Origin of the sequence: Vibrio bathopelagicus (genome assembly GCF_014879975.1) — a bacterium.
Lineage (GTDB): Bacteria > Pseudomonadota > Gammaproteobacteria > Enterobacterales > Vibrionaceae > Vibrio > Vibrio bathopelagicus.
In genome coordinates, this window is record NZ_CP062500.1 from 411700 (window position 1) to 429157 (window position 17458).

Genomic DNA, 17458 nt, shown 5'->3' on the forward strand with positions numbered 1-17458 from the left:
TGCCTTTCTTACGAACAACGAGACGTTATTTATCTCCTATCTAGTGTAGTGAATCGATAGGGAAATGCGTTTTTTGTTCGTCTTTGTCTTAGGCTTGATACGAAGGTAAGTTCGCCAAATTGGAGAAACTTAAAGGTTTGTCTCTTTTCACTTGGGTTATTTTTATAAAACGTGAAAAGCCAATAAGGAGGACACGCCTCCTTATTGGTAGAGTAGGCTTAAAGTAGAATTACTTTAGAAGGCCTACTTCTTTGTAGTATTTTACTGCGCCAGGGTGAAGAGGGATTGAGATACCCGCTTTAACCATGTCTTCTTTCTTCAGGTTCGCAAATGCTGGGTGCAGGCGTTTGAATGTAGCAAAGTTTTCAAATACTGCTTTAGCAACGTTGTATGCGACTTCATCAGAAACGTCAGACGTTGTTACCATAGTTGCAGCAACACCGAAGCTGTTTACGTCAGCATCTGTACCACGGTACATACCAGCTGGAACTGTGCTGTATGCGTAGTATGGGTTTTCAGCTACGATCTTGTCGATCTGTGGACCAGTTGCTGAAACCAGTTTTGCATCACAAGAAGTCGTTGCTTCTTTGATTGAACCGTTCGGGTGACCAACCATGTAGATGAATGCATCAATCTTGTTATCACAAAGTGCTTGTGAACGCTCAGAACCTTTTAGTTCAGAAGCAAGCTTGAAGCTATCGTTAGTCCAACCCATAGCGTCCATTACAACACCCATCGTTGCACGGTCACCAGAGCCTGGGTTCCCAATGTTTACACGCTTACCAGCTAGGTCAGATACATTGTTGATGCCAGCATCGGTACGAGCGATGATGTTGAACGGTTCTGTATGTAGAGAGAACATAGCGCGAAGTTTTTTGTATTCGCCCTGATCTTTGAACTTACTTGTACCGTTGTAGCCGTGGTATTGCCAGTCCGATTGAACAACACCGAAATCTAGTTCACCAGCACGGATGGTATTAACGTTGTAGATTGAACCACCAGTAGACTCGACAGAACAACGAATGTTGTGGTCTTTGCGGCCTTTGTTCACAAGCTTACAAATAGCACCACCAGTTGGGTAGTAAACACCCGTTACTGAACCAGTACCAATTGTGATGAACTCTTGAGCGTTAACTGCGCCAGCGCCCATTACAGCAGCTGCAATAGCCCCAACTTTAATAAGTTTGGTAAATGCCATGAATTTCCCTTCCTTTATTCATTATTAACCCTGAAACAAGTGTAGTCGTTTCTGGAGTTTCCTATTTGGAAACGGCACCTTTTTCAATCCATGTGATGAAAAAGTGGCTGAATAATATCAAAAATTGGCAGAAAATTACTCAAATGTTAAAAGATATAGCTAAAAAATCTAACAAATGACGGTTAGATCTCGTGTTTAATTTGCTATTGAGTTTTTTAAAATCAATGGTTTAGTGGTTATTAAGAGGGGAGGGGATGGATATCTTAGGATGTGATTTGGATCACGAAGCGAATAGATGTTCGTGATCCATTAGTAGCTGTGATGGTTATGAAACTATGGGCAATTATCCAGCGTATTCAAACAGTTCGCACACTGAATCAAACAGTTGCTTAGTGGTCACTGACAAGGTTGGAGTAATAAAGATAGTGTCATCGCCTGCGACTACGCCCAGTATGCCTTCTGACTTACCTAATGAATCCAATAAACGAGCAATAAGCTGCGCAGCACCTGGACCTGTGTGTATCACAACTAATGCATTGTTGTGGTCAATATCTAACACTAACTCTCTTAAAGAGCTTGAAACTGTCGGGACGCCAAGTTCAGCCGGAAGACAGTAAACCATCTCCATTTTTGCATTGCGCGTTCGAACAGCGCCAAACTTAGTTAACATACGCGAAACTTTAGATTGGTTGATGCTTTCAAAACCTTCATGTTTGAGGGCATCGACAATCTCGCCTTGCGAACCAAAACGTTCTTCTTTTAATAATGATTTAAAAGCACGAACTAAGTTGTCTTGTTTTTCTGTATTGCGCATATGTCATTCTTATTCATTAATAAAGATATCTGCATATTCTCGCATACATATTCAATCTTAGCCAAAATATCACGGTAATTTGTTAGTCATATCACTGTAAAAATTTAATAGAATAATGTGTTATTAGTGGCGACTTATTTTGTTATTTCAGATGATTATCCCCATAATGCCAACTCGCTGTGTGGCACGGTTTTATTGACTTGCGCGAAGTCGCAAAGCTGGCGTTAATTGATTGTAATCACTTTGTGATTAATATAGTTTTTTAACTTAAATTTAGCTCAAGAATTACTCTACAAAGAATCTATAAGAGAAATCTCTCAAGGAGAATAACAATGAAAGTAGCTGTTATTGGTGCCGCTGGTGGCATCGGTCAAGCCCTAGCCCTACTACTAAAGAACCGCCTGCCTGCTGGTTCAGATCTTGCACTTTACGACATAGCTCCGGTAACCCCGGGTGTTGCTGCCGATCTTAGCCATATCCCAACACCTGTTTCGATCAAAGGTTACGCGGGTGAAGATCCAACTCCAGCACTTGAAGGTGCGGATGTTGTGCTTATTTCTGCGGGTGTTGCTCGTAAACCTGGTATGGATCGTGCGGATCTTTTCAATGTGAACGCTGGCATTGTTAAGTCTCTAGCTGAGAAAATTGCAGTTACTTGTCCTACTGCTTGTGTTGGTATCATTACTAACCCAGTAAACACAACAGTGCCAATCGCTGCTGAAGTACTTAAGAAAGCGGGCGTTTACGACAAGCGTCGTTTATTCGGTATTACGACTCTTGATGTCATTCGTTCTGAAACGTTCGTTGCTGAACTGAAAGATAAAGATCCAGGCGATGTTCGTGTTCCAGTTATCGGCGGTCACTCTGGTGTTACGATCCTTCCTCTTCTTTCTCAAGTTGAAGGCGTAGAGTTCACTGATGAAGAAATCGCAGCGCTAACAACTCGCATCCAAAATGCGGGTACTGAAGTAGTAGAAGCTAAAGCGGGTGGCGGTAGTGCGACTCTATCTATGGGTCAAGCGGCTTGTCGCTTCGGTCTTGCTCTAGTGAAAGCACTTCAAGGCGAAGAGAACGTGATTGAGTGTGCCTACGTTGAAGGTGAAGGCGAGCACGCACCATTCTTCGCACAACCAGTTAAACTTGGCAAAGAGGGCGCAGAAGCGATCCTTAGCTACGGTGAACTGAGCGACTTCGAACGCAATGCACTAGACAGCATGCTAGAAACGCTAAATGGCGATATTGAGATTGGTGTTGAATTCGCTAAATAAGCGATAGGTAACAGAACTCTGCTAAAAAGACAGTTAACGAAAGCCGATCATTGTGATCGGCTTTTTTGATCCTTGTATTCAACCCGCTCATAATCTTTTTCTAACCACGAAGAATTAGGGGATTGGATTATGACTAGAGTACAAAAGGGAATGAATGTTAACTATCTAGGCCGCTTGGATAAGATATTGGTTATCGATGAGCAAGAGCAGTTCGCTTTGTTTGAGTCTTACAACAGTCATAAGCAATATGCGGTTCCATTGGAAGAACTTGAAGAGATCGAGGCGCAATTACCTTTATCATTAGAATCGAGTCGATATTGAAACTCAAAGTAAAACCTAGCAGGATCAAAAAAAGAGCCGTTAGGCTCTTTTTTATTATTTTTTATTATATAGCTGTCTACTTAGCTTCTATTTACTTGCTACGTTTTACTGCAAGGTGAGCTAGCGTAGTTAAAGCTTGCTTATATTCTGAATCAGGAAGAATAGACAGCTCAGCTATAGCTTTATCAGCTTCTTCATAGGCTTTATTGGTCGTGTACTCTAACGAGCCTGTCTCTTTCATTACAGACATAATGTCGTCGAGGCGTTCCATACCATTGGCTTTTTCAATCGCTTCACGAATCATGCTCGCTTGGTCTGGTGAGCCATTACGCATTGCGTAAAGCAACGGTAACGTCGGTTTACCTTCTGCTAGGTCATCACCAACATTTTTACCCATCTCTTTACCATCAGCGGTGTAGTCCATCACATCATCAATAAGCTGGAATGCAGTTCCTAGGTACTTACCGTAGTTTTGCATCGCCGTTTCGATTTCAGGTGAAGACTCTGTAAGAATCGCGCCGATTTGGGTTGCGGCTTCAAACAAGCGAGCGGTCTTTGAATAGATCACCTGCATGTAGCTTTCTTCTGTGGTGTCTGGGTTATTACAGTTCATCAATTGTTGAACTTCACCCTCGGCAATCACGTTTACTGATTCGCTCATTAGCTCAAGGATCCTTAAGGATCCTAGCGTCGTCATCATCTGAAATGAGCGGGTGTAAATAAAATCACCAACCAAAACGCTAGCTGCATTACCAAAAGCAGCATTCGCTGTAGCTTTGCCACGTCTCATGTCCGATTCGTCGACAACATCATCATGAAGCAGTGTTGCTGTGTGGATAAACTCAATAAAGGCGGCTGAGGTGATATGAGCCTCACCTTGGTAACCAAGTGCACGAGCTGATAAAAGAGCAAGCAAAGGGCGTAGGCGTTTGCCACCACCGCTAACGATATAAAAACCAAGCTGGTTGATTAAACTTACGTCAGAATTAAGTTGGGCTTGAATTGTTTCATTCACTTTTGCCATATCATTGGCAGTAAGCGTTTGGATAGCTTTAAAATCCATTGTTCATCCGGCTGAAGTTAGACCCTGTAAGGCTTATACGTTGTATTTAATTGTTGAATAATACACTAAAAAACGTTGATTAATACATCACTTAAAGGCATCATTGCCGCACTTTTCTTTGGCGAACATGTTTTCGCCAATATTTTAAAAATATGGCTTGTCATAGCGGCATGATTCCCGTAGAATCTGCGCCCTATTGATTAGTTTAGCGCACACCCGAGTTGTAGAATTAACAACCATAGGCTGTGCGGAAAAAGCGGAGTAAAATATGTACGCTGTTTTCCAATCTGGTGGCAAACAACACCGAGTAAGCGAAGGTCAAACACTTCGTTTAGAGAAATTAGACGTTGAAACTGGTGCAACTGTAGAATTTGATAAAGTTCTTCTTGTTGCTAACGGCGAAGAAATCGCTGTTGGTGCACCTCTTGTTGAAGGTGGCAAGGTTACTGCAGAAGTAGTACAACACGGTCGTGGCGATAAAGTAAAAATCGTTAAATTCCGTCGTCGTAAGCACTCGCGTAAGCAAGCTGGTCACCGTCAGTGGTTCACAGAAGTGAAAATCACTGGCATTAACGCTTAAGTATTAGGAGAGTTTAACAATGGCACATAAAAAAGCTGGCGGTTCTACTAATAACGGCCGCGATTCAGAAAGCAAACGTCTTGGTGTTAAGCGTTTTGGTGGTGAATCTGTTCTTGCAGGTAACATCATCGTTCGTCAACGTGGTACTAAGTTCCACGCTGGCACAAACGTTGGCATCGGTAAAGACCATACTCTTTTCGCTCTTACTGAAGGTAAAGTGAAATTTGCAGTAAAAGGTCCTAAAAACCGTAAGTTTGTAAGCATCGAAGCTGAGTAATTTAATCTTTTATTAGATTATTTATACTAGCTTTCAAGCTGAATTCAAAAGCCCTGCCGATTCGGCAGGGTTTTTTATTTATAGCGAGAATAAAAAAGTAGACGCTCTGGCTTTGGTTTTGAGAAGCAGTTTGGTTTTTGAATAACAATTTAGTTTCAAGAAGCCGTTTGTTTTTTTAGAAACAGAAAGCAAAGAACCTCTCCTTATTTGTTCCTTGGTTGCAGATCGATCTAGATCTTAGGTGATCGATCTAAACACGGATCTGCTAGAATTTATATCACTCCTTGATGAGTGGTAACGCAACGTAAGTGCGGAGTTAAAAAATGAAATTCGTTGATGAAGCATCAGTAAAAATAGAAGCCGGTGATGGCGGTAATGGTACAGTAAGCTTTTGGCGCGAAAAATTCGTCGCTAAAGGTGGTCCTGATGGCGGTGATGGCGGTGATGGTGGTGATGTTTACATTCAAGCGGATGAAAACTTAAATACACTGATCGATTACCGTTTCCAACGTTTTTACAATGCAGAGCGTGGCGAAAATGGCCGCGGTGGTAACTGTACTGGTAAACGTGGTAAAGATATGACCATGAAAGTACCTGTAGGTACTCGTGCTGTTGATATCCACACTAATGAAATCGTTGCTGAAGTTGCTGAACATGGCAAAAAAGTAATGGTTGGTAAAGGTGGGTGGCACGGTCTTGGTAACACGCGTTTTAAGTCGTCGGTTAACCGTGCTCCTCGTCAAAAGACAATGGGTACTAAAGGTGAAGTTCGCGAACTACGTTTAGAGCTTCTTCTACTAGCGGATGTTGGTATGCTTGGCTTGCCAAACGCTGGTAAATCTACTTTTATTCGCTCGGTATCTGCTGCGAAACCGAAAGTTGCTGATTACCCGTTTACCACGCTGATCCCTAGCTTAGGTGTTGTTAGTGTTGTCCCTGAAAAGAGCTTTGTTGTTGCTGACATCCCAGGACTAATCGAAGGTGCAGCTGATGGCGCTGGCCTTGGTATTCGTTTCTTGAAGCACCTTGAGCGTTGTCGTGTTCTTCTGCACATGATCGATATTTTGCCGATTGATGGTTCTGATCCTATTCAGAACGCACTGACGATTATTGACGAGCTAGAGCAATACAGCGAAAAAGTGGCACAGAAACCTCGCTGGTTAGTATTCAACAAAGTTGATCTAATGCCTGAAGAAGAAGCGGACGAAAAGATTCAAGAAATCGTCGAAGCTTTAGGTTGGGAAGGCGAGTACTTCAAGATTTCTGCTGTGAACAAGATCGGCACGAAAGATCTTTGCTTTAAACTGGGTGAGTTCATGGAGAACCTACCTCGTGAAGTTGAAGCAATCGAAGAAGAAGAAAAAGTTAACTTTATGTGGGATGACTACCATAAAGATGCGATGGCTGGTAAGAATGTTGTTACTGAAGATGACGACGATTGGGACGACTGGGATGACGAAGAAGATGACGGTCATGTTATCTATGTTCGTGACTAATCCTCATCGTTTCTTATAAATACTTTGGTCGCTTCTTCTAAAGCACACTGATAGTTTTACTAAACCGCAATGAAAATTGCGGTTTTTTTGTATCTAAATCATTATGTCTTATCGAATTTTAATGCAGAATTTATTTCTAGATACTTTACGCCTATGGGAAGGAAATCATGGCATCAGAACAAAGAGCGATCTCAAGGTTAGTTGCTCAGTCAGGACAAATGTTATTGGCACACGGCGCCGAGAGTACACTGGTCGGTGATATTATGCGCCGCATCGGTATTGCTTGTGGGGTGAATGAGGTTGAAGTTGCACTGTCAGCCAATGCGTTGGTCGTGACAACAGTAATGGATGATCATTGTATAACGACTACTCGAAGCTGTGCTGATCGTGGCATTAATATGCAGGTGATAACAGAGATTCAACGCGTGTGTATCATGATGGAGAAAGGGATTCTTGATTATGATTTAGCTTACAAGAAGATCCAAGGGATCAGTCCAGAACGTTATAATCGTTGGTTGGTTGTCGTGATGATTGGATTATCGTGTGCCTCTTTTAGTCGTCTTGCTGGCGGTGATTGGCAGGTCTTCATGATGACCTTTATCGCGTCAGCCTGCGGCATGATCGTCAGACAAGAGGTTGGTCATCGCCATTTCAATCCGCTATTAAACTTTGCAATCACGGCATTTGTTACGACAACTATTTCAGCGCAAGCGGTTCTTTATAACATTGGTGGTCAGCCCACTATCGTGATGGCTTCTTCTGTGCTGATGCTTGTCCCCGGTTTCCCTTTAATTAACTCTGTTGCGGATATGCTTAAAGGCCATATTAATATGGGCCTCGCACGCTTCACCATGGCCAGTTTATTAACGTTGGCAACAAGCTTAGGCATTGTTGCTGCGATGAGCCTTTCGGACGTTTGGGGATGGGCAAGCTAATGACTATCTTTGAATTATTGATCGGCCTTTTGAACGATATGTTTTTTGCTGCGATACCTGCTGTCGGTTTTGCACTAGTCTTTAACGTGCCACAACGTGCGTTGATCTATTGTGCTCTCGGAGGATCCATTGGCCACGGTAGCCGTTACTTAATGATGCATTTCGGTATTCCTATTGAGTGGGCGACGTTCTTCGCGGCTACCATTGTCGGTATGATCGGGGTTCATTGGTCACACAAACTGTTGGCGCACCCAAAGGTATTTACCGTCGCCGCTTTGATTCCGATGGTTCCTGGAGTCTTCGCGTTCAAAGCGATGATCGCTATGGTAGAAATCAACAGGGCAGGGTATAACCCAGAGTTGCTCGCTATGTTGATGGAGAACTTCTTAAAATCGATGTTCATTATCGCGGGACTAGCGGTTGGCTTGGCGGTGCCTGGGCTGTTATTCTACCGTCGTAGACCTATCGTCTAGCTTCAATTTTATTTTCAGGTAAGGACAGGACTTTCTATTTATGATCATCAGTATGATAGCGGCAATGGCAAACAACCGTGTAATTGGTAAAGATAATCAGATGCCATGGCATTTACCTGCAGATTTCGCATGGTTTAAACGCTCAACGATGGGGAAACCTGTAGTGATGGGGCGTAAGACCTATGATTCGATTGGTCGCCCTTTGCCAGGTCGACTGAATATCGTAATTAGCCGCGATGAAAGCTTAGAGCTTGAAGGAGTGACTACCGTTACTTCAATTGATCAAGCATTAGAACTTGTCAGCGAAGTTGACGAAGTGATGATCATTGGTGGTGGTTCTATATATGAAAGCTGTCTGCCTAAAGCTAATAAGCTCTATCTGACTTATATCAACCTCGAAGTCGATGGTGATACACAGTTCCCTAGTTGGGGAGAGGGTTGGAAGCAGAGCTTTAGTGAGACTTATCAAGCCGACGAGAAAAACAAACACAACATGGAGTTTGTGATTCTCGAGCGTTAAGTTCTGAAATCAAAAACGTTTGCGTTACTGTAGCAGTAACGCAAACTTCTCTTATCTCTATAGCGCATTTTGAGTGAAAAACTTTTTATCTTCCCAGCGAAGTACCGTCAATTCTCCTCCCCAAACACATCCTGTATCTAAGCCAATCACATCTTTTCCAGAATAGCCTTCTAAGGCTGCCCAGTGCCCAAATAGCACGGTCTTATCAAGCATAATGCGTTGTGAAAGGTCAAACCAGGGTATCAAAGGTTCATTAGTAATTTCATTGGGCGGCAGTTTGCACGTCATGTCGAGTTGGCCATCTGGGGAGCAAAAGCGCATTCGAGTGAAGCTATTGATCGCATAGCGATAACGTTCTATGCCTTGCAACTCTTTGCTCCAGAGATCTGGCGTGTTGCTGTACATATTCTCAATAAGCCATCGCCAACGGTCCGATTTAAGTAACGACGTTATTTCTCGGTTCTCTGTACGTGCTTGTTCTAAGTCCCATTGAGGTGAGATGCCCGCATGTGTCATGACAAACTCTGGGTGCTCTTGCATCAAGGGTTGTTGTCTTAACCATTCCAGCAGTTGGTCACTGTCTTCAGCGTCAAGAATTGGTTGAGTTTTATCTTTTGGTTTGGCTGAAAAGAGGCCTAAGGATACAGCAAGTAGATGTAAATCATGATTACCCAATACCACCTTTGCTGAGCAACCAAGGCCACGAACAAAACGTAACGTCTCCAAGGATTTAGGGCCACGAGCAACTAAGTCTCCGGCGACCCATAAAGTATCTTGTTGTTTATCAAAGTTGATGGTTTCAAGCAGTAACTGAAGTTCGTCGAAGCATCCTTGGATGTCTCCGACAATATAATTCGACACAGCATTTTCCTGTAAGTGGTAGAGATGTGTACTAGTTAAGAATATTGGGGATAGCCAGTCTAAATGGGTCGACTTCTGTTATGAAATCAATGCCTTTATGATCGGTCATCACATAGTGACCTTGCATAACGCCCACTGGAGTTTCTATGACTGTACCGCTGGTATACGTGTATTCGTCATTGGCTTCAATCACAGGCTGTTGTCCAACTACGCCATCACCTTCTATGGTGAGTTGTTTACCGTTAGAGTCGGTAATCAGCCAGCGGCGAGACATAAGTTGTACCGTTGTTTTACTTAGATTTTTGATGGTAATGATGTAAGCGAAAACGTAGCGATTCTTAGATGGCTCAGATTGTTCTTCAATATATTTAGAATGAACCTGGCATTTGATACAAGGCGTAGATATATCCATATTCGCACCTTTTGTTGTTGGTATGCTTTAAGTATTACATAAAAAATAGGCTCCTCACCGAAGTGTAGGAGCCTTTTACGATTATTTGTCAGCGTTGTGACTGTCGTGCAACCAGTTCGCCATATCGACAAACTGTTCGAGTGTCAGGTTCTCAGGGCGCATGCCAGGGTTTACTCCTAGCTCTTCAAGCTCCTCTTTACTGATTAAGCTCTTGTAACAGTTACGGACTGTTTTACGACGCTGGTTGAAGCCTTCACGACACACGCGATCTAACCACTTAAGATCTTTTGCCGGATAAGGCAGTACTTCATAAGGCTGAAGGCGAACGACTGCTGAGTCTACTTTCGGTGGCGGAACAAATGCTGTTGGTGGCACTTCTAACACAGGAGTGACTTTACAGTAATATTGAGCCATAACCGTTAGACGACCGTAAGCTTTAGTACCAGGGCCAGCTGCTAATCGGTTAACGACTTCTTTTTGAAGCATAAAGTGCATGTCTTGCACGTCTTTATGGAATTCAAAAAGGTGGAACATCAATGGTGTAGAGATGTTGTATGGCAAGTTACCGAAGATACGTAGCTTGTTGTTTGGCTTAACAAGTTGTTCGAAATCGAACTTCATTGCATCACCTTCATAGATCGTTAACTTTTCAGCAAGATCAGGGTGATTACGCAGACGTTCCGCAAGATCTCTATCCAGTTCAATTACTGTGAACTTATCGACAAGCTTGCCAACAGGTTCAGTAATCGCACCAAGACCTGGGCCAATTTCTATTAAGTTCTGGCCTGGAAGTGGGTTAATACTCGATACGATCCCATCAATAATGTATGGATCGTTAAGGAAGTTTTGACCAAAACGTTTACGCGCTTTGTGCCCTAAGTGGACATCATTTCTCATTGCTTTTTCTCTACTAATTCAATGGCGTGCGTGAGCGCTGTTCTAAAGCTCCCTGTATCGGCTTGGCCTTTCCCTGCCAAGTCTAAGGCGGTACCGTGATCGACTGATGTGCGAATAAACGGTAAGCCAAGCGTGATGTTCACTGAGCGACCAAACCCTTTGTATTTCAATACCGGGAGTACTTGGTCGTGATACATACCTAAAACAGCATCTGCATCTTGCAAATATTTTTCATTAAAGATGGTGTCTGCTGGCAATGGGCCAACTAAATTAATACCATATTTCTGGCGAATTTTTTCTAGCGTAGGGGTGATGGTTTCTATTTCTTCACGACCCAAACAACCATCTTCACCCGCATGTGGATTCAATCCACACACGTAAATAGTTGGTTTCTCTATAGCAAACTTTTCGACCAAATCTTTATGCAGAATAGCAATGATTTGCTCTAATCTGTCTTCGGTCACTGCTTGAGATACATAAGCTAGCGGGATGTGCGTTGTTACGAGAGCAACACGCAGCCCTTCTGTTGCCAACATCATCACGACAAGTGGAGTATTGGACTTCTCTGCAAAGAACTCGGTATGGCCACTAAAAGCAACGCCAGCTCGGTTAATTACACCCTTGTGAACAGGGCCGGTGACAATAGCATCAAATTCATCATTCATACAGCCAATTGCTGCGGTTTCTAATGTATTTAATACGTAGTGGCCGTTCGCTTCATTAAGTTGACCCGCAATGGCGACTTCAGCCAGTGGAACATGTTTCACAACCAGTGTTCCAGAGCGTTGAGGTTGCTTGGGCGCTGTTGAATCGTAGTCCAACAGCTCAACCTCGATCCCTAACATTTCAGCTCGCTCTGTTAGTAGGGTTTTGTCCGCACAAACTACTAGTTGATGTGGCCAGCTTTCTTGGGATAAGGCGAGAGTTAAATCGGGCCCAATTCCCGCCGGTTCACCTGCCGTAATGACAAGGCGCTTAGTTGTCATCTTGGTCATCCTCAACCATTTCAACAAAAGCACTCGCTCTTACTTCTTGTAGCCAAGCGCCAGCTTCTTCGTTGAATTTACGGTTAAATAAAATTTGGTACGCTTTGTTTTTCAAAGCAGAATCTGTACGGTCTACTTCTCGGCGATCCAGTACTTCAACAATATGCCAGCCATGAACTGTCTTAAATGGTGCGCTGATTTTGCCTTCAGGTAGTGTTTCCACTTGATGCTTGAATTCAGGTACGTATAAATCAGGAGTTTGGTAACCTAGTTCACCATCTTGAACAGCTGATCCTGGGTCTTGGCTGTATTGCTGTGCAAGTTCACCAAAGCTCGCTTCACCCGCGTTTACGCGACGAGTGATCTCTTCAAGTTGCTCTTTCGCACCGTCATCACTCAAGATAACTGTTGGTTTAATCAAAATATGACGTGCATTAACCTCTGTCACGGCAACGGTTTCCAAACCTTTTACGTCTTCAATTTTTAGAATATGGAAGCCAACACCGCTTCGGAATGGCCCGATGATGCTGCCTTTATTCTGCATTTTGATTTGGTCTGCGAAAATCGTAGGCATTTCTTCTTTACGCATCCAACCCCAGTCACCACCTTGCAGTGCTTTAGGGCCTTTAGAGTAAGTATAAGCCATGGTGCTGAAGTCTTTGCCGTTGTTTAGCTCGTCCACTAAATCTGTCGCTTGTGCTTCTAATTCTTCTTTGGTTTGGTCATCATTAAATCGAAGTTGAATGTGGCCAATTTTGTATTGAACAGTAGCATTGGTTTCTTGCGCTAAGATGTCCGCTAGGTTGTCAACTTCTGCAGGAAGGATATTAATACGACGGCGAACCAAGGCATTGCGAGCTTCACTTGCTGCAATCTCTTTTCTTACTTGTTCACGAAATGCATTGTAGCTAAGGCCTTCTTCAGCAACGGATGCTGTAAGTTGAGCTACTGTCTGGTTGTTGTCTTTCGCAATGTCTTTGATTGCTTGATCAAGTCGAGCATCATCAATACGAACACCGATACGTTCCGCTTCTTGAGTTTGAATCGTATCAATGATCAGCTTTTCTAGAACTTGCTCATTCAATACATCTTGTGATGGTAATGTCTGACCACTTTTTTTTGCGTTTGCACGCAGTGTCTTCATTGAAGCGTCGATGTCACTTTGTAAGATAACGCCTTCGTTAACGATCACTTTTACGCTATCGAGCTCAACCGGTGCTGCGTAGCTCGTTGATACAGTGCAAGCTGCTGCGATAGCAATTAATGTGTGTTTCCACAATGTCATGTGTAATCCTTTATATTTATTGATTGTTTATCAATAAATAAAATTAGTTGTTTAAGAAGAATGGTCGACCATAGCTCAATGAGTTGTCTGAACTACTATCCCCAACAGCACCTGAATCAGAACCTAGGTTAGTACCAAAGCCAATAATACCGAAATTCACACTAAGGTTATTTTCGTAGACCGGAGTTGCGTTCGATGTGTTGATGTAGTCACCTTCCCAACTACGCAATTGGTTGCTGTAGGTGAAGCCGATATACCAACAATCCGATTTATAATTGAGTCGTGCTAACCACTCTAGTTCTTCTTCTGTTGTTAAATCATAGAAGTATTGAGCACTTGCATTCCATTTTGGTGAAATTTGGTAAGCGCCGAGTAAGCCTGCTTGAGATATACCATCTTTGGTAATTGAGCCAACATTAAAATCGACGGTATCTTCAATATACTCTTTGGTTACATATCGATAGTTGGTTTGTATATAACCGCCAGCAAAGCGGTACTCGAGAGTACTGTTTGCAAGTTGCATCGCTGATGTATCAATATCGTATTGTACACCGCCGTGATAAAACAGGTAATCGTCGTAGTTAAAGTCGACCTCAACAGCCCAAGAAGAGTAGTTGGAATTTTTATCTGCATCATCGCTGTTTAAATTCTGTTTGGTGTCTTTATCAATATAGAAAATTTGACCAAAGGATATATTAAGTCGTTCTTTATATTCATCATCAAAGAAACGAGACGATGCACCATAGCTGACTTGATTTGCTGCAGCAATTCGATCTACGCCACTGTATTTACGGCTTCTGAATAAGCCATAGTAATCAGTCTGTAGTAGTGTTGTATCGTAAAGACCAATTTCGCTTTGATCCTCTTCGGGTACGTAAAGGTACTGCACCTGAGGCTCTAACGTCTGTGTATAGTTACCTACAATAGTGGTATCTCGCTCCAAAACGATGCCAGCATGGCTTCTAAATTCAGGAATAACACGACTGGTGGATTCTTCTAGCCCTTCATAGTCAGAGCCACTACCTGTATCAACGCCATCAAGATCTTGCTGATAATAAGTACCAAGTAATCGAGCTTCTGTTGTCCAAGTACCCCAGGTGTTTCCAACCGGAATTGTAATGCCAGGTTCAACGTGTACACGCGTCGCAGATGGTTTACCAGAAGCATCGGTATCGAACATCGATATATGACTGATGAGGTCGAAATCTAGGTAATCCATGACCTCAGGAGCATAGTAGTTATACTCTAGCTGTGGCATTAAGCGGTAAGGCAGGTTGTTGCTTGTGGTAAGAACCTGAAAGTCTCGTACCAATACTGAGGCATCCCAGTTTTGTGAACGGTATGTCGCTTGTCCTTCCTGAAGCAGTTGGCCATCTTCACGGTTACCAATACCAGAACTCAAGTCGGTAAAGTAATCAATATCACTGACTTTTGAGTAGTCGACTTCAAATAACCAAGATTGCTGAAAGATACCTGAATGTTGGAGTTGAAATCCCCATCGGTCGCCTTTTTCTGAGTATTTTTGGTCGTCAGGTAAGTATTCAGAGTCAATACTACCTGAGCCGAAATCACTCAGATAACGGAATTTACTGTTGAGCTGGGTGCCACGCTCTTGCATGTACTTGAAGGTGGTTTCCAAGTCGTAGTTTGGCGCTAAGTTCCAATAAATGGGGATTTCAGCTTCAAAGCCATCACTAGAGCCGTAAGAAACAGTTGGATACAAGAAGCCGGTTTTACGTGTGTCACCAACTGGTACGGTTAAGTACGGTAAGTAAAATACTGGGACACTTTGAATTTCAAAACGTGGATTATAAAAGGTGGCTTGCTCTTCGTCTTGGTCGACGCTGATGCTCGATGCTCTTAGTCGCCAAGCGTTATCACCAATAGGACAAGAGGTAATCGAGCCATCTTCTATCTCGTAAACCGCTTTGCCTGTTTTCGCAATATATACCGCATTACCTCGGCCTGGTTCGCAAAGAAATTCGTAGTCGGTATTTTCTAGCGTCATTTCATCAGTAGTGAGGTTATTGGTCGCCTTGTCTGAGATAGACTTAATTTGACCGTCACTAAAGTTTACGTTGCCTTCAGCTACAACGATGTTTTCTTGTTGGTGAAGCGTTACATTATCAGCAAGGATGGTTTTATTTCCTTGCGTAACTCTTACATCACCTGAATATATTGCCTTGTCACCATTGATAGCCTCTAAGCGATCTGATTCCACATGAGCGGGCAGTTGTGTCTCGTTTTCGGCAGCGGGTTCGATCAAGCATTGATCTATAGAGGGCATTTCCTGCACACTACTATCGGTGATTGTTTCAGCTTGAGTTGTCGACACGTATAATGCCGTACTTATAGACGCGGCTAACAAGGTGCGGGAAAAAGATTGCATGAAGTTGAACTATCCTGTGTCACTAGATGAAGGGTTGATCTAGTATCAATCCAATTAATAAAGCATTTTCCTTATGATAAAGGAAATATTAGCATTCAGCATCATCAGACAGCGTTACTCAGATAAAATTCATAGATAGAGAACACATAATGCAAATATTTGGCAAAATTTTGGGCGCTTTTTTTGGCTTTTTATTTGGAGGTCCGCTTGGTTTAGTTTTTGGCCTATTTTTGGGGCATCAATTTGATAAGGCTCGACGTTTAAACCAATCGGGATTCAATAGTTCTGGTTTTGGTCGTGGACCAAGCCAAGCAGAAAGGCAAAACGAGTTCTTTAAAGCGGCTTTTGCGGTTATGGGACATGTTGCCAAGGCGAAGGGGCAAGTAACACCTGAAGAGATTCAGCTCGCTTCTACAATGATGGAGCGTATGAACCTGCATGGCGAGCAACGTAAAGCAGCGCAAGATGCGTTTCGTGATGGCAAAGAAAGCGACTTCCCGTTAAGTGATGTGCTTGAGCGTGTGAAGATCTCGTCGGGCGGCCGTTTTGATCTTTTGCAGTTCTTTTTGGAACTACAGGTATCAGCTGCATTTGCTGATGGAAGCCTTCATCCAAGTGAGCGTCAGGTTCTTCATAAGATTGCTCAAGGACTTGGATTCTCTTCAGAGCAACTAGAGCGTCGTTTACAAATGCAAGAAGCGGCATTCCGATTTCAGCAGCAAGGTGGCAACTTTGGTGGCCATCAAGGTCACGGACAGTCATCAGGTTGGCAGCAAGCTTCACAACAGAACCAATTAGCGGATGCCTTTAAGGTATTGGATGTGAGCGAAAGTGCTGACGGCAAAGAAGTAAAGAAAGCTTACCGTAAACTGATGAACGAACATCACCCTGATAAATTGATGGCGAAAGGCTTACCGCCAGAGATGATGAACGTCGCGAAAGAGAAATCACAAGAAATTCAAAATGCTTATGATCTAATTAAGAAGGTCAAAGGCTTTAAGTAATAGAGCTATCGTGAATTGTATTTAATGTGAAAAGCGTTTAGTTAAATTTAAAGGGAATTATATGACGTTAACTTACCATGATGTTTTAGAGTTTTGGTTCGATGAGCTGACGCCTAAAGACTGGTTTACTGGCGGTGAAGAGGTCGATGTTTTAATTAAGACTCGATTCTCTGAATTGCATAAAGTTGCTGTACAAGGTGAACTTTTTGAATGGCGTCAAACAGCGGAAGGGCGTTTGGCAGAGATTATCGTTCTGGACCAGTTTTCTAGAAATATTGGCAGAAACAGTCCGGCGGCATTTTCAGCAGACCCGATGGTACTAGCTTTAGCTCAGGAATCGGTTGCTGGTGGTTTTGACCATCAGTTGAATCAACAACAAAAAAGCTTTTTGTATATGCCTTATATGCACAGCGAATCTCTGTTGATTCATGAACAAGCTGTTTTGCTCTTTTCTCAGACGGGTCTAGAAAATAATCTGGATTTTGAGTTCAAGCATAAAGTGATTATTGAGCGTTTTGGTCGTTATCCTCACCGTAATGAAGTGTTGGGGCGAACTTCGACTCCTGAAGAGGTTGAATTCTTGCAGCAACCGGGCTCAAGCTTTTAATTGTAGAAATACAGTCAAAGAATTGAGAAGAGGCTAGTGGTTAATAGAAACCTCTAGCTTCTTTTTTGTTTT

At 42.9% G+C, this 17458-nt stretch carries 19 protein-coding genes; 10 read left to right on the forward strand and 9 right to left on the reverse strand.

Annotated features, from left to right (window positions below):
- Positions 1 to 229: 229 nt before the first annotated feature.
- Positions 230 to 1198: a TAXI family TRAP transporter solute-binding subunit gene (locus tag IHV80_RS01930; protein WP_017078819.1), complete on the reverse strand. Its 969-nt coding sequence runs from the start codon at positions 1196 to 1198 to the stop codon at positions 230 to 232.
- Between the two features lie 343 nt (positions 1199 to 1541).
- Positions 1542 to 2012: a transcriptional regulator ArgR gene (gene argR, locus IHV80_RS01935; RefSeq protein WP_004735909.1), complete on the reverse strand. Its 471-nt coding sequence runs from the start codon at positions 2010 to 2012 to the stop codon at positions 1542 to 1544.
- A gap of 332 nt (positions 2013 to 2344) precedes the next feature.
- Here argR and mdh point away from each other — a divergent pair, with 332 nt between their 5' ends.
- The gene (gene mdh / locus IHV80_RS01940; protein ID WP_010434414.1) at positions 2345 to 3280 is read left to right on the forward strand and encodes a malate dehydrogenase; all 936 of its coding nucleotides are present in this window, start codon (positions 2345 to 2347) and stop codon (positions 3278 to 3280) included.
- 129 nt (positions 3281 to 3409) lie between these two features.
- On the forward strand, positions 3410 to 3601 hold the full coding sequence (locus IHV80_RS01945; protein WP_192889896.1) for a hypothetical protein: 192 nt from the start codon (positions 3410 to 3412) through the stop codon (positions 3599 to 3601).
- 91 nt (positions 3602 to 3692) lie between these two features.
- Here IHV80_RS01945 and ispB read toward each other — a convergent pair whose 3' ends face one another.
- Positions 3693 to 4664 carry an octaprenyl diphosphate synthase gene (gene ispB / locus IHV80_RS01950; RefSeq protein WP_065101310.1) on the reverse strand — a complete coding sequence of 324 codons (972 nt, stop codon included), beginning with the start codon at positions 4662 to 4664 and terminating at the stop codon, positions 3693 to 3695.
- Positions 4665 to 4932: 268 nt separating this feature from the next.
- On the opposite strand from ispB, the gene rplU reads away from it, so the two are divergent.
- The 6 genes from rplU (at position 4933) to folA (ending at position 8945) form a co-directional block, all read left to right on the forward strand.
- Positions 4933 to 5244, forward strand: a complete 312-nt coding sequence (gene rplU / locus IHV80_RS01955) for a 50S ribosomal protein L21 (protein ID WP_004740823.1) — start codon at positions 4933 to 4935, stop codon at positions 5242 to 5244.
- Positions 5245 to 5263: 19 nt separating this feature from the next.
- Positions 5264 to 5521 carry a 50S ribosomal protein L27 gene (rpmA, locus tag IHV80_RS01960; protein WP_004735905.1) on the forward strand — a complete coding sequence of 86 codons (258 nt, stop codon included), beginning with the start codon at positions 5264 to 5266 and terminating at the stop codon, positions 5519 to 5521.
- Positions 5522 to 5844: 323 nt separating this feature from the next.
- Positions 5845 to 7017 (forward strand): Obg family GTPase CgtA, encoded by a 1173-nt coding sequence (gene cgtA / locus IHV80_RS01965; protein WP_009847831.1) that lies wholly within the window; start codon positions 5845 to 5847, stop codon positions 7015 to 7017.
- 167 nt (positions 7018 to 7184) lie between these two features.
- A complete protein-coding gene (locus IHV80_RS01970) occupies positions 7185 to 7952 on the forward strand; it encodes a threonine/serine exporter family protein (protein ID WP_192889897.1) in 768 nt (255 codons plus the stop codon).
- On the forward strand, positions 7952 to 8425 hold the full coding sequence (locus tag IHV80_RS01975; protein ID WP_192889898.1) for a threonine/serine exporter family protein: 474 nt from the start codon (positions 7952 to 7954) through the stop codon (positions 8423 to 8425). The genes IHV80_RS01970 and IHV80_RS01975 overlap by 1 nt, the downstream gene beginning before the upstream one ends.
- Positions 8426 to 8465: 40 nt before the next feature.
- Entirely contained in the window at positions 8466 to 8945 is a 480-nt protein-coding gene (gene folA, locus IHV80_RS01980) for a type 3 dihydrofolate reductase (protein ID WP_192889899.1), read from the forward strand.
- Positions 8946 to 9002: 57 nt separating this feature from the next.
- Here the strand turns inward: folA and IHV80_RS01985 are convergent, their stop codons facing one another.
- From IHV80_RS01985 to lptD, 6 genes are all read right to left on the reverse strand, one after another.
- Complete coding sequence (locus tag IHV80_RS01985) at positions 9003 to 9806, reverse strand: symmetrical bis(5'-nucleosyl)-tetraphosphatase (protein ID WP_192889900.1); 804 nt, start codon at positions 9804 to 9806, stop codon at positions 9003 to 9005.
- A gap of 31 nt (positions 9807 to 9837) precedes the next feature.
- A complete protein-coding gene (gene apaG, locus IHV80_RS01990; RefSeq protein ID WP_009847827.1) occupies positions 9838 to 10218 on the reverse strand; it encodes a Co2+/Mg2+ efflux protein ApaG in 381 nt (126 codons plus the stop codon).
- A gap of 81 nt (positions 10219 to 10299) precedes the next feature.
- Positions 10300 to 11115, reverse strand: coding sequence for a 16S rRNA (adenine(1518)-N(6)/adenine(1519)-N(6))-dimethyltransferase RsmA (rsmA, locus tag IHV80_RS01995; RefSeq protein WP_192889901.1), 816 nt, complete (start codon positions 11113 to 11115; stop codon positions 10300 to 10302).
- On the reverse strand, positions 11112 to 12101 hold the full coding sequence (pdxA, locus tag IHV80_RS02000; RefSeq protein ID WP_192889902.1) for a 4-hydroxythreonine-4-phosphate dehydrogenase PdxA: 990 nt from the start codon (positions 12099 to 12101) through the stop codon (positions 11112 to 11114). The genes rsmA and pdxA overlap by 4 nt, the downstream gene beginning before the upstream one ends.
- Complete coding sequence (gene surA / locus IHV80_RS02005) at positions 12091 to 13386, reverse strand: peptidylprolyl isomerase SurA (RefSeq protein WP_192889903.1); 1296 nt, start codon at positions 13384 to 13386, stop codon at positions 12091 to 12093. The genes pdxA and surA overlap by 11 nt, the downstream gene beginning before the upstream one ends.
- Before the next feature lie 43 nt (positions 13387 to 13429).
- Positions 13430 to 15775, reverse strand: a complete 2346-nt coding sequence (lptD, locus tag IHV80_RS02010; protein WP_192889904.1) for an LPS assembly protein LptD — start codon at positions 15773 to 15775, stop codon at positions 13430 to 13432.
- Positions 15776 to 15924: 149 nt separating this feature from the next.
- Between lptD and djlA the strand changes: the two genes are divergently transcribed.
- Positions 15925 to 16779 (forward strand): co-chaperone DjlA, encoded by an 855-nt coding sequence (gene djlA, locus IHV80_RS02015; protein ID WP_102434624.1) that lies wholly within the window; start codon positions 15925 to 15927, stop codon positions 16777 to 16779.
- Between the two features lie 61 nt (positions 16780 to 16840).
- Positions 16841 to 17386, forward strand: a complete 546-nt coding sequence (locus IHV80_RS02020; protein ID WP_192889905.1) for a DUF924 family protein — start codon at positions 16841 to 16843, stop codon at positions 17384 to 17386.
- Positions 17387 to 17458 lie beyond the last annotated feature (72 nt).

Bases quoted from the DNA above. Each gene is read 5' to 3' on its own strand.
- IHV80_RS01930 (WP_017078819.1), bottom strand. From the start codon at position 1,198: ATGGCATTTACCAAACTTATTAAAGTTGGGGCTATTGCAGCTGCTGTA.
- argR (WP_004735909.1), bottom strand. From the start codon at position 2,012: ATGCGCAATACAGAAAAACAAGACAACTTAGTTCGTGCTTTTAAATCA.
- mdh (WP_010434414.1), top strand. From the start codon at position 2,345: ATGAAAGTAGCTGTTATTGGTGCCGCTGGTGGCATCGGTCAAGCCCTA.
- IHV80_RS01945 (WP_192889896.1), top strand. From the start codon at position 3,410: ATGACTAGAGTACAAAAGGGAATGAATGTTAACTATCTAGGCCGCTTG.
- ispB (WP_065101310.1), bottom strand. From the start codon at position 4,664: ATGGATTTTAAAGCTATCCAAACGCTTACTGCCAATGATATGGCAAAA.
- rplU (WP_004740823.1), top strand. From the start codon at position 4,933: ATGTACGCTGTTTTCCAATCTGGTGGCAAACAACACCGAGTAAGCGAA.
- rpmA (WP_004735905.1), top strand. From the start codon at position 5,264: ATGGCACATAAAAAAGCTGGCGGTTCTACTAATAACGGCCGCGATTCA.
- cgtA (WP_009847831.1), top strand. From the start codon at position 5,845: ATGAAATTCGTTGATGAAGCATCAGTAAAAATAGAAGCCGGTGATGGC.
- IHV80_RS01970 (WP_192889897.1), top strand. From the start codon at position 7,185: ATGGCATCAGAACAAAGAGCGATCTCAAGGTTAGTTGCTCAGTCAGGA.
- IHV80_RS01975 (WP_192889898.1), top strand. From the start codon at position 7,952: ATGACTATCTTTGAATTATTGATCGGCCTTTTGAACGATATGTTTTTT.
- folA (WP_192889899.1), top strand. From the start codon at position 8,466: ATGATCATCAGTATGATAGCGGCAATGGCAAACAACCGTGTAATTGGT.
- apaG (WP_009847827.1), bottom strand. From the start codon at position 10,218: ATGGATATATCTACGCCTTGTATCAAATGCCAGGTTCATTCTAAATAT.
- rsmA (WP_192889901.1), bottom strand. From the start codon at position 11,115: ATGAGAAATGATGTCCACTTAGGGCACAAAGCGCGTAAACGTTTTGGT.
- pdxA (WP_192889902.1), bottom strand. From the start codon at position 12,101: ATGACAACTAAGCGCCTTGTCATTACGGCAGGTGAACCGGCGGGAATT.
- surA (WP_192889903.1), bottom strand. From the start codon at position 13,386: ATGACATTGTGGAAACACACATTAATTGCTATCGCAGCAGCTTGCACT.
- lptD (WP_192889904.1), bottom strand. From the start codon at position 15,775: ATGCAATCTTTTTCCCGCACCTTGTTAGCCGCGTCTATAAGTACGGCA.
- djlA (WP_102434624.1), top strand. From the start codon at position 15,925: ATGCAAATATTTGGCAAAATTTTGGGCGCTTTTTTTGGCTTTTTATTT.
- IHV80_RS02020 (WP_192889905.1), top strand. From the start codon at position 16,841: ATGACGTTAACTTACCATGATGTTTTAGAGTTTTGGTTCGATGAGCTG.